At 71.5% G+C, this 13,778-nt stretch carries 12 protein-coding genes; 4 read left to right on the top strand and 8 right to left on the bottom strand.

Annotation, left to right across the window (positions count from 1 at the left end):
• Window positions 1-172: 172 nt before the first annotated feature.
• The 4 genes from HNR10_RS25300 (at window position 173) to HNR10_RS25315 (ending at window position 4,212) form a co-directional block, all read left to right on the top strand.
• Complete coding sequence (locus tag HNR10_RS25300; protein WP_179827674.1) at window positions 173-1,588, top strand: LCP family protein; 1,416 nt, start codon at window positions 173-175, stop codon at window positions 1,586-1,588.
• Window positions 1,589-1,791: 203 nt separating this feature from the next.
• Window positions 1,792-3,198, top strand: a complete 1,407-nt coding sequence (locus HNR10_RS25305; protein WP_179829956.1) for an LCP family protein — start codon at window positions 1,792-1,794, stop codon at window positions 3,196-3,198.
• A gap of 133 nt (window positions 3,199-3,331) precedes the next feature.
• A complete protein-coding gene (locus HNR10_RS25310; RefSeq protein ID WP_179827676.1) occupies window positions 3,332-3,985 on the top strand; it encodes a DUF2975 domain-containing protein in 654 nt (217 codons plus the stop codon).
• Entirely contained in the window at window positions 3,985-4,212 is a 228-nt protein-coding gene (locus tag HNR10_RS25315) for a helix-turn-helix domain-containing protein (protein ID WP_179827678.1), read from the top strand. Before HNR10_RS25310 ends, HNR10_RS25315 begins: the two co-directional genes overlap by 1 nt.
• A 60-nt stretch (window positions 4,213-4,272) precedes the next feature.
• On the opposite strand, the gene HNR10_RS25320 is transcribed toward HNR10_RS25315, so the two are convergent.
• The 8 genes from HNR10_RS25320 to HNR10_RS25355 form a co-directional block, all read right to left on the bottom strand.
• Window positions 4,273-4,992 carry a DUF4191 domain-containing protein gene (locus HNR10_RS25320; RefSeq protein WP_179827680.1) on the bottom strand — a complete coding sequence of 240 codons (720 nt, stop codon included), beginning with the start codon at window positions 4,990-4,992 and terminating at the stop codon, window positions 4,273-4,275.
• A 214-nt stretch (window positions 4,993-5,206) separates the two neighbouring features.
• Window positions 5,207-6,160, bottom strand: a complete 954-nt coding sequence (lipA, locus tag HNR10_RS25325; protein ID WP_179827682.1) for a lipoyl synthase — start codon at window positions 6,158-6,160, stop codon at window positions 5,207-5,209.
• Between the two features lie 68 nt (window positions 6,161-6,228).
• A complete protein-coding gene (gene lipB / locus HNR10_RS25330; protein WP_179827684.1) occupies window positions 6,229-6,927 on the bottom strand; it encodes a lipoyl(octanoyl) transferase LipB in 699 nt (232 codons plus the stop codon).
• Between the two features lie 9 nt (window positions 6,928-6,936).
• Entirely contained in the window at window positions 6,937-7,869 is a 933-nt protein-coding gene (locus HNR10_RS25335; RefSeq protein ID WP_179827698.1) for a TIGR01777 family oxidoreductase, read from the bottom strand.
• Window positions 7,870-8,139: 270 nt separating this feature from the next.
• Window positions 8,140-8,715, bottom strand: a complete 576-nt coding sequence (locus HNR10_RS25340) for an NADPH-dependent FMN reductase (RefSeq protein WP_179827700.1) — start codon at window positions 8,713-8,715, stop codon at window positions 8,140-8,142.
• Between the two features lie 138 nt (window positions 8,716-8,853).
• Window positions 8,854-10,620: a 2-oxoglutarate dehydrogenase, E2 component, dihydrolipoamide succinyltransferase gene (gene sucB, locus HNR10_RS25345; RefSeq protein ID WP_179827701.1), complete on the bottom strand. Its 1,767-nt coding sequence runs from the start codon at window positions 10,618-10,620 to the stop codon at window positions 8,854-8,856.
• Between the two features lie 102 nt (window positions 10,621-10,722).
• Window positions 10,723-12,099, bottom strand: a complete 1,377-nt coding sequence (lpdA, locus tag HNR10_RS25350) for a dihydrolipoyl dehydrogenase (protein WP_179827704.1) — start codon at window positions 12,097-12,099, stop codon at window positions 10,723-10,725.
• 99 nt (window positions 12,100-12,198) lie between these two features.
• Complete coding sequence (locus HNR10_RS25355) at window positions 12,199-13,716, bottom strand: leucyl aminopeptidase (protein WP_179827706.1); 1,518 nt, start codon at window positions 13,714-13,716, stop codon at window positions 12,199-12,201.
• Window positions 13,717-13,778: the final 62 nt, after the last annotated feature.

Genomic DNA, 13,778 nt, shown 5'->3' on the forward strand with positions numbered 1-13,778 from the left:
CCGCGGCGGGACGGGAACCGGCGCCCACGCGCGTGCGGAGCACCCCGGACCTGCTGTTAGCATCCGTTCATCGCCTGGCCCGGACGGTGCCGACCTGCTGCCCGTCCCGTCATCCGATCCCCCGCCTCCCCCGTGGTCCCCCGCGTCCCACCGCACCCTGCCGAAGGTTCGTATGGCTGGCAAACGCTCCGCCCCTCGCCCCTCGGGCCTCCTGAGGGCCGCCCGACTGTCCACCGGCCAGTGGGTCGCCTGCGTGGCCACCGCGCTGGCCATCATCGCGAGCCTGGGCGGCTACACCTGGTACCAGGGCATCGTCGGCAACATCACCACCGCGCAGGTGGACACCGACCAGTGGGACCGCCCGACCAGCGTCGAGGGCGTGATGAACATCCTCATCATCGGCTCCGACGTGCGCTCCGGTGAGAACGCCGAGTACGGCGACGCCGAGGGGGAGCGCCCCGACACCATGCTCATCGCCAGCGTCAACGTCGACAGCGGCGCGGCCACGCTGGTCAACCTGCCCCGCGACCTGGTCGTCGACCTGCCCGGCTGTGAGCCCTCCGAGGGGCACCAGGGCATGAGCGCGCAGAGCGGCATGCTCAACTCCGCGATGACCTTCGGGGGCGTCGGCTGCCAGTGGAGCACGGTCGAGCAGGTGACCGGCGTGCACCTGGACCACTTCGTCATGATGGACTTCGGCGGCTTCAAGGACATCGTGGACGCCGTCGGCGGCGTGGAGATGTGCGTGCCCGAGCCGATCGAGGACCCCAAGGCCCACCTGTCCCTGGACGCGGGCCTCCAGACGCTCAACGGCGAGGACTCCCTGGGCTTCGTGCGCTCGCGCTACGGACAGGGCGACGGCAGCGACCTGTCCCGGATCGAGCGCCAGCAGGAGTTCATGGGCGCCATGCTCCGCCAGGTACTCAGCAGCGACGTGATGGCCAGCCCCGTGACCGTCACGAACTTCCTGGGCGCCGTCACCGACTCGATCACCACCGACGAGGACCTGACCATCGACACCATGGCCGACATCGCCATCTCCATGCGCGAGGTCGACCTGGAGCGGGTCCAGTTCGTCACCGTCCCCAACGGCCAGCACCCGGCCGACCCCAACCGCATCATCATGAGCGACGCCGCCCCGGCGCTGTTCGAGGCGGTCAACAACGGCACCCTCATGCCCGAGGAGGAAGAGGAGGAGGACGCGGGCGGCGAGGAGGCCGAGGCGGCCCCGGAGCCCTCCGAGATCTCCGTGGAGGTCCTCAACAACACGGGTATCGAGGGCCTGGCCGGCGAGGTCGAGGGCGTGCTGCTCGGCGAGGGCTACACGGTCACGGGGACGGGCAACCCCACCGAGCGCCTCCCCGCGGCCACCACCGTGTACTACGCGCCGGGCGAGGAGGCCGCGGCGGACCTGCTGGCCGGTTCCCTTGACCAGGCCGCGACCGAGGAGGTCGCGGGTCTGGAGCAGACCCTCGAACTGGTCATCGGCGCGGACTGGACCGGATTCGCCGACGACGGGTCCGAGGTGTCGGTCACCGAGGACCTGGGCGGGTCCACCGCCGCGGACGACGGGCAGAGCGCCTGCTGACCGCGGGTAGCTGGCAGAGGGTCCTGTGGCCCGGGCGCCTGACCGGGGGCGCCGGCGGCGACCTGGCACCGGGTGTCGGGTTCGGGTAGCATCCGCCCGTTGTGTCCGTGCCGTTATCCCCCTTTTCGGACGGACCCGCCCCTTCCCCGGATCGGATCGCAGGTGCCCCGTTGTCCCGTAGGAACGTGTCCGCGCGCAGACGTATGAGCCTGGGCCAGTGGTCGGCCTGCGGGGCGACCGGGCTGCTGATCGCCGCCTGCCTGACCGCCTACGGCATGTACAGCGACGCCCTGAGCATCGACACCGAGGCGGTCGACCCCGACGGCTGGGGCGACCGGCCCGACCAGGTGGAGGGGCTGCACAACATCCTCCTGCTCGGCACCGACGAGCGCGCCGGCGACAACGCGGAATTCAGCGAGGAGCACGGCATCCGTCCCGATGTCCTCGTGATCGTCAGCATCGACGCCGACAACGGCGGCGTGACCATGGTCAACCTGCCGCGCGACCTCATCGTCGAGCTGCCGGCCTGCGACGCGGTGGGCGACTACCCCGGTTGGGCGGGCGGTGCGGACCAGCTCAACCACGCCATGTTCTACGGCGGCATGGACTGCCAGGGCAACGCCGTGGAGACCATCACGGGCGTGCACCTGGAGCACATCGTGGCGGTGGACTTCGCGGGCTTCGCGGACATCGTGAACACCATCGGGGGCGTGGAGATGTGCGTGCCCGAGCCGATCAACGACCCCAAGGCCCACCTGGAGCTGGAGGCCGGGGAGCAGCGGCTCAACGGCGAGCAGGCGCTCGGACTGGCCCGCTCACGGGCCAGCACGGAGTTCGGCAGCGACCTGAACCGCATCGAGAACCAGCAGCGGCTGATGGGCGCCATCATGCGCGAGGTCACCAGCGGTGACATCCTCTCCAGCCCCACCACGCTCTACAGCTTCATCGACGCGGTCACCGACAGCCTCGTGACCGACGACGACCTCACCGTGGACAAGATGCGCGAGCTGGCCGTCGCCGTGCGCGAGGTCGATCTCGAACAGATGACCATGGTCACGGTGCCGGTCGTGGAACACCCGGCCGACGCCAACAAGCTGGCCTTCGAGGAACCCGCCGCCCAGGAACTGCTCGCCGCCGTGGCCGCCGGCGAGGTCCAGGCCGAGGAGGAGGACACGGGCGGGGACGCCGAGGCCGAGGAGGACGCCGAGGCGCCGGTCGATCCCTCGGACGTGTCGGTGCGGATCCTCAACGGTACGGCCGTGAACGGGCTCGCCGCCGATGTCGAGCCGCTGCTGGTCCAGGAGGGCTTCACCGTGACCGGCCGGGGCAACCCGGAGACCCGCGTCCCCGAGACGACCACGGTCTACCACGGCCCCGGGCAGGAGGCCGAGGCCGAGCTGCTCGCCTCCGCGCTGACGTCCGCGACGACCGAGGAGGTCCCGGATCTGGAGGGCGAGGCCCTCGAACTGGTGATGATCCAGGCGGACTGGGGGCCGGTCGTCGGCCTGGGCGGCGGGTCGGACGGCGGTGGTGAGGGCACGGGCGACGGCGGCGCGCTGGACGGCCTGGACACGAGCACCGCGGCCGAGGACGAGGTCACCTGTAGCTGACCACAGGAACGGGACGCCGCGCCCCGCACGCATCGTCCGGTACGGCGGGATCCCCGCCGTACCGGGGGAATGGTGTGACACGATCGGACTTATCGTTTATCGTTATTATCGACAAACGATAAGAGAGGTCCTCATGGGTGTGCTCACCTCGCTGCGCTGGTCCAAGCCCGACAACCTCATCGCCCACGTCGTCCTCGTCGTCTCCATCGTGGGCACGGGTCTGCTGGGGCTCTTCCAGCTCGTGTGGATCACCCCGCTGCTCTCGGCGGGCGGCGCGGGGCCGATGAACACCGTCACCGTCTTCCGGCCGGACGGGGTGCCGGAGCCCCGGGTCGCCGCCGCGACCAGCGGCCAGGACGTGACGGTGACCGGCACCGGCCAGATGGTGATCGAGTTCCACGAGCCCACCACGCTGGAGCGGTTCCTGCTCGTGGCCCCCGCCCTGCTGGGCGTCGTCGCCACCCTGGTGGTCCTGGTCATGGTCCACCGGCTCATCACGAGCCTGGACCGGGGCGAGCCCTTCGTCCCGGCGAACGCGCGCCGTGTGTACGTCATCGCGCTGACCGTGCTCATCGGATCCGTGGCGCTCCCGATGGTCGCGACCGTCTGCGGGAACGCGCTCCGGGCCGGGGCGCTGGAGTCCGACGCGTTCGCCTTCCACTTCGTCGTGTTCGGCGAGGGCGGGATCTCGCCCGCCCTGCTCTTCACCGGCTTCCTCCTGGCCGCGCTGGCCGAGGTGTTCCGACGCGGCACCCGGCTGCGCGCGGACGTCGAAGGGCTGGTCTGATGCCGCCGGAGGAGGCCGCGGGCATCCGGGTCAACCTGGACAAGGTGCTCGCCGAACGGGGGATCACCCTCACCGAGCTGGCCCAGCGGGTGGGCGTCACCGTCGTCAACCTGTCGGTGCTCAAGAACGGCCGCGCCCGCGCGATCCGCTTCTCCACCCTGGCCGCGCTGTGCCGCGAGCTGGACTGCAAGCCCGGCGACCTCCTCGACTACGAGGAAGAGGAGTGACACACGCCGAAGGGGACCATCCCGTGCCGGGACGGCCCCCTTCGGCGTTCGCGGGGGCGGCTAGCCGCCCATCTTGCCGCGCATGCCCTTGGGCATCTTCGCGCCCTTGGGGATGGGGCCCTTGGGCATCTGCATCGCGGCGGGCAGCGCCTTGAGCCGGTAGTTCAGCTCGGCCGTTCCGGCCTTGTCCAGGTTCCGGGGCAACTTGACCAGCGCGCGCTGGAGCTTGGACACCGGCACCTGGTCCTCGCCGTTGCCGACCTTGAAGTCGTAGATGGGCGTGTCCATCGCCACCCGCGAGACGCGCTTCTTCTCGGCCGCGATCAGCCCGCGCAGGCGGCCGGGGTCGCCCTCGCCGACCAGCACCACGCCCGGACGGCCCACCACGCGGTGCACGACGTCCATCTGCTTGTTGGCGGCCACACCGGGCTCGACGACCCAGTTGCCGCGCATGTTCTCCAGGATCGCCATGCCCGCGCCCAGGCGGCCGTCCAGCATCTTGTACTGCACGCGCTGCGCCGAGCGGGTGAAGATGATGAATCCGACCAGGAAGGCCAGCGGGATACCGGTGAGCGTCCAGATGATCCACGAGCCGGTCCAGATCCCGATACCGACGGCGACGGCGAGGATGACCACCGCGACGGCGGCGGCCAGCGGGATGCTCTTGGGGCTCTGCTGGTGGACGACCTTGGCGACCATGCCGATCTGCTTGAGCCGGCCAGGCTGCTTCTCGGCCCCGTCCTTGCCGGACGTCGTCTGGGAACTGGGCTTTTTCGCCATCGTGCTCTCAGGCAGCGCACGCCGACGCGGGGTCGGCGGGGACCGGAGTCCCTGGGCTGCCTTGCCTCCTCTTCGCGGTCGACCTGGTGCGGCGCCTTCCGGCGCCACCAGCTGGGCGCCTCACCCACCAGGATAGGTGGAACGGTCCGCCCAAGCGGAACGGTGGCCCGGAGGCCACCGTTCCAGCTTGGTTACGACTCGGGCGGATTGCCCGTTATGCCTTGTTCTGCGCGGCGGTCAGCTCGGCGTCCCGCTTCTCGCGCGCCTGCTTGTACAGGCGGCCGGCGCGGTAGGAGGAGCGCACCAGCGGGCCGGACATGACCCCGGCGAAGCCGATCTCCTCGGCCTCCTGGCCCAGCTCCACGAACTCCTCCGGCTTCACCCAGCGGTCGATCGGATGGTGCAGCTTGGAGGGCCGCAGGTACTGGGTGATGGTCAGCAGGTCGCAGCCGGCCTCGTGCAGGTCGCGCATCGCCTGGCTGATCTCCTCACGGGTCTCGCCCATGCCCAGGATCAGGTTCGACTTGGTCACCAGGTCGTCCGCGCGAGCCTGGGTGATGACGTCCAGGGAGCGCTCGTAGCGGAATCCGGGCCGGATGCGCTTGAAGATCCGCGGCACCGTCTCGACGTTGTGCGCGAGCACCTCGGGGCGGGACCCGAAGACCTCGGCCAGCTGGTCGGGGTCGGCGTTGAAGTCCGGGATGAGCAGCTCGACGCCGGTGTCCGGGTTGAGCTCGTGGATCTTGCGGACCGTCTCGGCGTAGAGCCAGGCCCCGCCGTCCTCCAGGTCGTCGCGCGCCACACCGGTGACGGTCGCGTAGCGCAGCTCCATCTTCTTGACGGAGGTGGCGACCTTGGTCGGCTCCATGCGGTCGAGCGCGGTGGGCTTGCCGGTGGCGATCTGGCAGAAGTCGCAGCGCCGGGTGCACTGGTCACCGCCGATGAGGAACGTGGCCTCGCGGTCCTCCCAGCACTCGTAGATGTTGGGACATCCGGCCTCCTGGCACACCGTGTGCAGGCCCTCGCTCTTGACCAAGGAGTGGAGCTCGGTGTACTCGGGCCCCATGTGCGCCTTGATCTTGATCCACGGCGGCTTCTTCTCGATGGGGGTCTCGCTGTTGCGCGCCTCGACGCGCAGCAGCTTGCGGCCCTCAGGAGCGATGGTCAACGTGAACCCGTTCCCTTCTGTGCCCCGTGTCCGGGGACCCTCTGCCCCTTGTGGGGGCTGTGTCATCCTCAGGCGGCGGCACCGGCGAGCAGCGCCGTGCCGTCGGTGTGGCTGTACTCCGTCGCGCCGAGGACGTCGGCCAGGTGGCGTTCCACGCGCGGGCGCACGTCGGCGACGGTCACCGGACGGCCCAACTCGGCCGAGAGCGTGGTGACGCCGGCGTCGGAGATCCCGCAGGGGACGATCCGGTCGTACCACGTCAGATCATTGTCGCAGTTCAACGCGAGTCCGTGCATACCGACCCCGCGGGCGATACGGCAGCCGATCGCGGCGACCTTGCGCTCGATGAGCCCGCGCTCGGGATCGGCGTCCAGCCACACGCCCGTGCGGCCCTCGACGCGCTTGCCGGTCAGGCCGTACTCCGCGATCGTGCGGAGGATCGCCTCCTCCAGCATGCGCACGTAGGCGATCACGTCGATCGGGTCGGCGAGCTTCACGATGGGGTACACCGTGAGCTGACCCGGCCCGTGCCAGGTGATCTTTCCGCCCCGGTCGATGTCCACGACGGGAGCACCCGGGTCGGAGGTGGGACGATCCCACCTCCCGGTGCGCTTGCCCGCCGTGTACACGGGTTCGTGTTCGAGGAGCAGGACCGTGTCGGCCACTTCGTCGGCGACGCGGCGCTCGTGGAGCCGCTTCTGCAGGTCCCAGCCCTCGTGATAGGGGACGGGTCCGTCGCCCAGCCATGCGTAAACGAGATCACTCACACACACACCTTACGCCCCGGATCGGGGTGCCGGTCTGGGCAGGATGTCGGAAAGCGCACTGTCGATGGTGGGCAGCCGAAAGGAATACCCGGCGGCCAGCAGGCGTTCGGGCACCACCCGCAGATCCAGCAGCGCCGACTCCTCCGCCAGGTCGCCCATCGTCGCCCGCAGCGCCGTGGCCGGGAGCGGCACCAGGGTCGGGCGGCCCAGTGCGCGGCCCAGCGCCTCGGTGAAGGCGGCGTTGCTCACCGGCTCGGGCGCGCACAGGTTCACCGGTCCGGTGATCTCCGGCCGCTCCAGCAGGAACAGGATCGCGTCGACCTGGTCGCGCAGCGAGATCCAGCTCATGTACTGGGCCCCCGACCCCAGGCGCCCGCCCAGGCCGGCCCGGTACAGCGGGACCAGCGACCTGAGCAGCCCGCCCGAGCGGCCCAGCACCACGGAGGTGCGCAGGTGCGCCACCGACAGCCCGGCCTCCTCCGCGGGTCCGGTGGCCGCCTCCCAGGCCTGGCACATCCCGGAGAGGAAGCCGGTGCCCGGAGGGCTGGCCTCGGTGGCGACCTCGCCGCCGGTGTCCCCGTAGTAGTAGGCGCCCGACGCCGACAGCAGGCGCGGGGGAGGGGAGGGCATCGAGGCCAGGGCCCGCGACAGCACCCGCGTCCCCCTGACCCTGCTGCGGCGGATCTGTGCCCGCCGGTGCCGCGACCAGGGGACCCGGTGGGCGGGTTCGCCGGCCAGGTGCACCACCGCGTCGACGTCGTGCAGGGCCACGGTGTCCACGCGCCCCTGCTCCGGCCGCCACTCGGCCTCCTCCACACAGGGCACACGGCCTCCCCGGGGCGGATGGCGCACCACGCGCACGACGCTGTGGCCCCCGTCGAGCAGGGCCGCGCACAGCGCGCCGCCGATGAGGCCGGAGGCCCCCGTGATCGCCACTCTCATGCACCTTGACCTACCCCGCCGGGCGCGCGCGGCGGTGGGCGGACGCGCCAAGTTTTCTTCGGCTTTTTCGGCGAAAGGCCTGCGCGGGGTGCCGCCGTCTTCTACCTTGAAGGTGGGACAGGGAACTCCGCGTCAACGCGGAGCTACCGTGGGCGACGTGCCCGTCGTGACGACGGCCGCGCCCGGCCACAGACCTTTGATGATGGGGATCATCAGGGGATGGTGATTGGTGGGGTAAGAGACGGGGCGGTGCCATCGGCACCGCCCCGTTCACCGTGCGAGGGACTCGATCCCCGGGTAGGGGCGGCGCTCGCGCGCCTCGCGCAGGGCGAGCGCCCACCACTCCAGCTGCTCGACGAGCACCCGCACCGCCAGCCGCGCTTCCGACATGTCCTGCGCGGGAACGCCGTCCGGGCCGAACACCGTGTGCGCGTCGTGGAAGCTCACGGTGTCGCGCAGGGTGGTCGTGTGCAGTTCGGAGAAGACCGCCCGCAGCTGCTCCACCGCCCGCAGACCGCCGGAACGCCCTCCGTAGGAGACGAACCCCACCGGCTTGCCGAACCACTCCCGGCGCGCGGAGTCGATCGCGCTCTTCAGGGGGCCGGGGTAGCCGTGGTTGTACTCGGGGGTGACGACGACGAACCCGTCGGCGGCCGCCACACGGGAGCCGAAGTCGGCCACCGGCGCCCCGTGGCCGTCGCCCGGATCCAGGTCCGCCACGTCCAGGACGTCCACGTCCAGGCCGGAGTGGCCGCCCACCTGCTCCAGGAACCAGTTCCCGACCAGCGTGCCGGTGCGGCCGTTGCGGTTCGCGCCCAGGATGACCGCGATCCGGAGGTTGTCCATATGCGTCCTTGTCCTCGTCCTTCCTGTCCACGGTAGGACCTCAAGGTAGCTTGAGGTCAACTCGGGGCGGCGTGGCCCCGCACACGACCGGGCCGGACGCCGAGGTCGGCGTCCGGCCCGGTACGGGGGTCGGGAGGGCTACAGACCCAGGTCGCGCTCGAAGTCGCCCTCCTCCAGGCGCGCCTTGACGTCCTGGAGGAAGCGGCCGGCGTCGGCGTTGTCGATCAGGCGGTGGTCGTGCGCCAGCGACAGGTAGACCATCGACCGCACCGCGATCACCTCGCCGCCCATGGCCTCGTCCTCGACGACGACCGGGCGCTTGACGACCGCGCCGGTGCCCAGGATGGCCACCTGCGGGGTGTTGATGATCGGCGTGCCGAACAACGCGCCCACACGGCCGGTGTCGGCGACGGTGAACGTGCCGCCGCTCAGGTCGTCCGGGCCGAGCAGGCCGGTGTGCGCCTTCTCGGTCAGCTCGGTGATGGTCCGGGCCAGCGAGCCCAGGTCCAGCCCGCCGGCGTCCTTGACGACCGGGACGAGCAGCCCGCGCTCGGTGTCGACCGACACACCGAGGTTCTCCACCGCGTGGTAGGTCACCTCGTGCGAGTCGTTGTCGATCACCGCGTTGATCCGCGGGTGGGACTTGAGCGCCTCGACCGCGGCCAGGGCGAAGAACGGGAAGAAGTCCAGCTCCACACCCTCGCGCTTGGCGAAGTCCTCGCCCGTCTGCTCGCGCAGGCGGGCGATCTTGGTGACGTCCACCTCCACGACCTGGGTGATCTCGGCCGCCGTGTTGAGCGACTCCACCATCCGGTCGGCGATGGACTGGCGCAGCCGCGACAGCTTCTCGGTCTTGCCGCGCAGCGAGGAGGCGTCCGAGACCGCCTTGTGGCGGGTCGCGCCCGACACGGGCGCGGCGGTGCGCGCGGCGGCCGCCTTCTGCTCCTCGGCGGCCTTGAGCACGTCCTGCTTGCGCACGCGCCCGCCCACACCGGTGCCCTTGACGCGGCTCAGGTCCACGCGGTTCTCGGCGGCGAGCTTGCGCACCAGCGGAGTGACGTAGGCCTCGGTCACCGTGTCGGTGCCCGAGGCCCGGCCGGTGCCGCTCAGCGTCTCGATGTCCACCGACGGTACGTCGTCGGCCGCGGACGCGCGCGACGCGGGGGCCGGGGCCGCCGGGGCGGGCTCGGGCTCCTGGGCGCGGGTGGGCTCTGGCTGGGCCGGAGCGGCGGGCGCGGCCGGGGCGGACGGGGCCGGAGCGGAGCCCTCGGCCCCGATCAGCGCGATCTCCGCGCCGATCTCCACGGTCGCGTCCTCGGCGGCGATGATCTTGGTGAGCACGCCGGCGACCGGGGACGGGATCTCGGTGTCCACCTTGTCGGTGGAGACCTCCAGGAGCGGCTCGTCCACCTCGACGGTGTCGCCCTCGCTCTTGAGCCACTGGGTGACGGTGCCCTCGGTGACGCTCTCACCCAGGGCGGGCATGGTGACCGTCGTGGTGGGGCCGTCCGAGGACGCGGGCGCGGCCGGGGCGGGCTCGGGCTCCGGGGTGGGCTCGGGGGCGGCCGCGGGCTCCTCGGCGCGGGCGGGCTCGGGGGCGGGCTCCGGTTCGGGCTCGGGCTGCGCGTCCTTGGCCGTCGACCCGCCGTCCCCTCCCTCGCTCTCGCCTTCGCCGCCGATGACCGCGATCTCCGCGCCGATCTCCACGGTCTCGTCCTCGTCCACCAGGATCTTGGTGAGTACACCGGCGACCGGGGACGGGATCTCGGTGTCCACCTTGTCGGTGGAGACCTCCAGGAGCGGCTCGTCTACCTCGACGGTGTCGCCCACGTTCTTCAGCCACTGGGTGACGGTGCCCTCGGTGACGCTCTCACCCAGGGCGGGCATGGTAACGGAAGTCGGCATGGGTTCCTCGTTGGATCTGGACGCGGTACCTGCCCAACCCCTTGACTGGGCAGCGCGGATGTGGCGGGGGCGGGCCGTTCGGCCCGCCCCCGGGTGGTGCGGTCAGTCGTGGACGTGCAGCGGCTTGCCCGCCAGCGCCAGATGCGCCTCGCCCAGTGCCTCGGACTGGCTCGGGTGCGGGTGGATCAGCTGGGCGACCTCCGAGGGCAGGGCCTCCCAGTTGTAGATCAGCTGCCCCTCGGCGATGAGCTCGCCGACCCGGCTGCCGACCATGTGGACGCCCAGGACGGGGCCGTCCTTCTCGGCGATGACCTTGACGGCCCCCGAGGTCTGCAGGATCTGGCTCTTGCCGTTGCCCGCGAGGTTGTAGTTCATCTCCACGACGTCGTGGCCGCGCTCCTTGGCCGCCTTCGTGGTCAGGCCCACGGACGCGACCTCGGGCTCGCAGTAGGTGACGCGCGGGACGCCGTCGTAGTCGATCGCGGGCGGGTTCTGCCCGGCGATGTGCTCGGCGACGAAGATGCCCTCGGCGAAGCCGACGTGCGCCAGCTGCAGGGTCGGGATCAGGTCGCCCACCGCGTAGACGTTGCCCACGCCGGTGTGCAGGTTCTCGTCCACCTGGACGAAGCCGCGGTCCAGGGTGATGCCCTGCTCCTCGTAGCCCAGGCCCTCGGAGACGGGGCCGCGGCCGATGGCGACCAGCAGCACCTCGGCCTCCAGGGTCTTGCCGCCCTGGAGGGTCACGGTCACGCCCGCGTCGGTGGTCTTGACCGACTCGAAGGGGGTGCCGAGCTCGAACTTGATCTTGCGCTTGCGGAAGGCCCGCTCCAGGAGCTTGGAGCTGGACTCCTCCTCCACGGGGACCAGGTGGGGGAGGGCCTCGACGATGGTGACGTCGGAGCCGTAGGAGCGCCACACGCTGGCGAACTCCACGCCGATGACGCCGCCGCCCAGGACGATGACGGACTCGGGAACGCGGTCCAGGCCCAGGGCCTGGTCGCTGGTCATGACCTTCTCGCCGTCGATGTCCAGGCCCAGGGTCTTGGGCTTGGAGCCGGTCGCGAGCAGGATGTTGCGGCCCTTGTAGACCGTGCCGCCGACCGTGACCTCGTCGGTGCCGGTGAGCTTGCCCTCACCCTCCACGACGGTGATCTTGCGGGACTTGACCAGCCCGGTCAGGCCCTTGAACAGGCCGTTGACCACCTTGTCCTTGTAGGCGTGCACCGCCTGGACGTCGATGCCCTCGAACGTGGCCCGCACACCGAAGTTCTCGCTCTCCTTGGCGGAGTCGGCGACCTCCGCCGAGTGCAGGAGGGCCTTGGTGGGGATGCAGCCGCGGTGCAGGCAGGTGCCGCCGAGCTTGTCCTTCTCGATCAGTACGACGCTCTGGCCGAGCTCCGCGGCGCGCAGTGCCGCCGCGTAGCCGCCGCTGCCGCCGCCAAGGACGACGAGGTCGAAGGTGCCGCCGTTCTCACTCACGGGAACGAACTCCTTGTTGTGGTGGCTGGTGGGAATGCAGGGGGGTGACCGGGGTGGGGCGGCGCTTCCGGCTCAGGAGCGCCGCCCCGACCGCGGGGACTACTTCGCGTACTCCTCGGCGATGCGGACCAGGGTGCGCGTGCCCGCGCCGGTCCCGCCCTTGGAGGTGTAGCCGTGCGGTCCGCCCTGGTTGAAGGACGGGCCCGCGATGTCGAGGTGCGCCCACTTGACGCCCTCCTCGATGAACTCGTTGAGGAACACGCCCGCGGAGAGCATGCCGCCCCAGCGCTCACCCGCCACGTTGGCGATGTCGGCGACCGCGGAGTCCAGTCCGGCGCGCAGCTCGCCGGGCAGCGGCATCGGCCAGGCGGCCTCGCCCGCGGCGCCGGCGGCGGCCACGACGTCCTCGCGCACGCCGTCGTCGTTGGACATGACCGCGAACACGCGGGTGCCGAGCGCGACGAGCTGGGCGCCCGTCAGCGTGGCGATGTCCACCACGAGGTCCGGCTCGTCCTCCTGCGCGCGCACCAGGGCGTCGGCCATGACCAGGCGGCCCTCGGCGTCGGTGTTGAGGACCTCGACGGTCTTGCCGCCGTAGATGCTCAGCACGTCGGAGGGGCGCTGGGCCGTGCCGCTGGGCATGTTCTCGGCCACCGCCAGGTAGGCGACGACGTTGACCTTCACGCCCAGGTCGGCGATGGCGCCCATGGCGGCGAGCACGGAGGCGGCGCCGGCCATGTCGGACTTCATCCAGTCCATCGCGCCGGCGGGCTTGAGGGACAGGCCGCCGGAGTCGAACGTGATGCCCTTGCCCACGAAGGCGACGGTACGGGTCGCCTCGGGGTGGGAGTGGGCCAGGCGGACCAGGCGGGGCGGGTTGGCCGACCCCTGGCCGACACCGGTCAGGCCGCCGTAGCCGCCCTCGGCCAGCGCCTGCTCGTCCAGGACCTCGATCGCCAGGCCGGTGCGCTGGGCGACCTCCTGGGCCGCCGACGCCAGGTCCTCGGGGACCAGGTCCGCCGGGGCCGTGTTGACGAGGTCGCGCGTCAGGCAGACCGCGTCGGCCAGGACGCCGGCGCGCTCGACGGCGGCCGCGGCGTCCTCGGCCGGGCTGATGACGGTCAGGGTGGCGGCTCCGGCCTTCTCCGCCCTGCGTTCGGCCTTCTCACCGGTGCGGTAGCGGTCGAAGGCGTAGGCGCCCAGACGGGCGCCGAGCGCCACGGCGCCGGCCTCGTCCGCGCTCCGGGCGGGCAGGGCGAGTGCGACGCGGCCCGCGCCCTCGGGGCGGGCGGACAGCGAGCGCAGCGCGGCGCCCGCGGCGCGGGACAGGGTGTCGGGGTCGACCGGGCCGTCGGTGGGCGCCGGGCCGAGTCCGACCGCGACGACGACCGGGGCCTTCACGGCTCCGAGGGAGGCAAGGGTGTGCACCTCCTCAGGGGCGCCGCTCGCTCCCAGGAGCGACAGGGTCGAGGCGAGGCCGCCGGAGAAGGCGGCATCGACGTCATGTGCGCCCGACGCAGGCTCCGGAGCGTCGCCTCCGGAGTGGTAACCGACGACGACCGCGTCGGCGTCGAGCGAACTGGGGGACTCCGTATGTACTGACAACGACGTGCTCACGCCCCCGATGCTAGTCGCCCCACGTGCCGATCGGCGACGCGGCGCCCCGCGCTGCCAGGGCG

The organism is Nocardiopsis aegyptia (genome assembly GCF_013410755.1).
Lineage (GTDB): Bacteria > Actinomycetota > Actinomycetes > Streptosporangiales > Streptosporangiaceae > Nocardiopsis > Nocardiopsis aegyptia.

Bases quoted from the DNA above. Each gene is read 5' to 3' on its own strand.
- sucB (WP_179827701.1), bottom strand. From the start codon at position 10,620: ATGCCGACTTCCGTTACCATGCCCGCCCTGGGTGAGAGCGTCACCGAG.
- HNR10_RS25320 (WP_179827680.1), bottom strand. From the start codon at position 4,992: ATGGCGAAAAAGCCCAGTTCCCAGACGACGTCCGGCAAGGACGGGGCC.
- HNR10_RS25305 (WP_179829956.1), top strand. From the start codon at position 1,792: ATGAGCCTGGGCCAGTGGTCGGCCTGCGGGGCGACCGGGCTGCTGATC.
- HNR10_RS25300 (WP_179827674.1), top strand. From the start codon at position 173: ATGGCTGGCAAACGCTCCGCCCCTCGCCCCTCGGGCCTCCTGAGGGCC.
- HNR10_RS25340 (WP_179827700.1), bottom strand. From the start codon at position 8,715: ATGGACAACCTCCGGATCGCGGTCATCCTGGGCGCGAACCGCAACGGC.
- HNR10_RS25315 (WP_179827678.1), top strand. From the start codon at position 3,985: ATGCCGCCGGAGGAGGCCGCGGGCATCCGGGTCAACCTGGACAAGGTG.
- HNR10_RS25310 (WP_179827676.1), top strand. From the start codon at position 3,332: ATGGGTGTGCTCACCTCGCTGCGCTGGTCCAAGCCCGACAACCTCATC.
- HNR10_RS25335 (WP_179827698.1), bottom strand. From the start codon at position 7,869: ATGAGAGTGGCGATCACGGGGGCCTCCGGCCTCATCGGCGGCGCGCTG.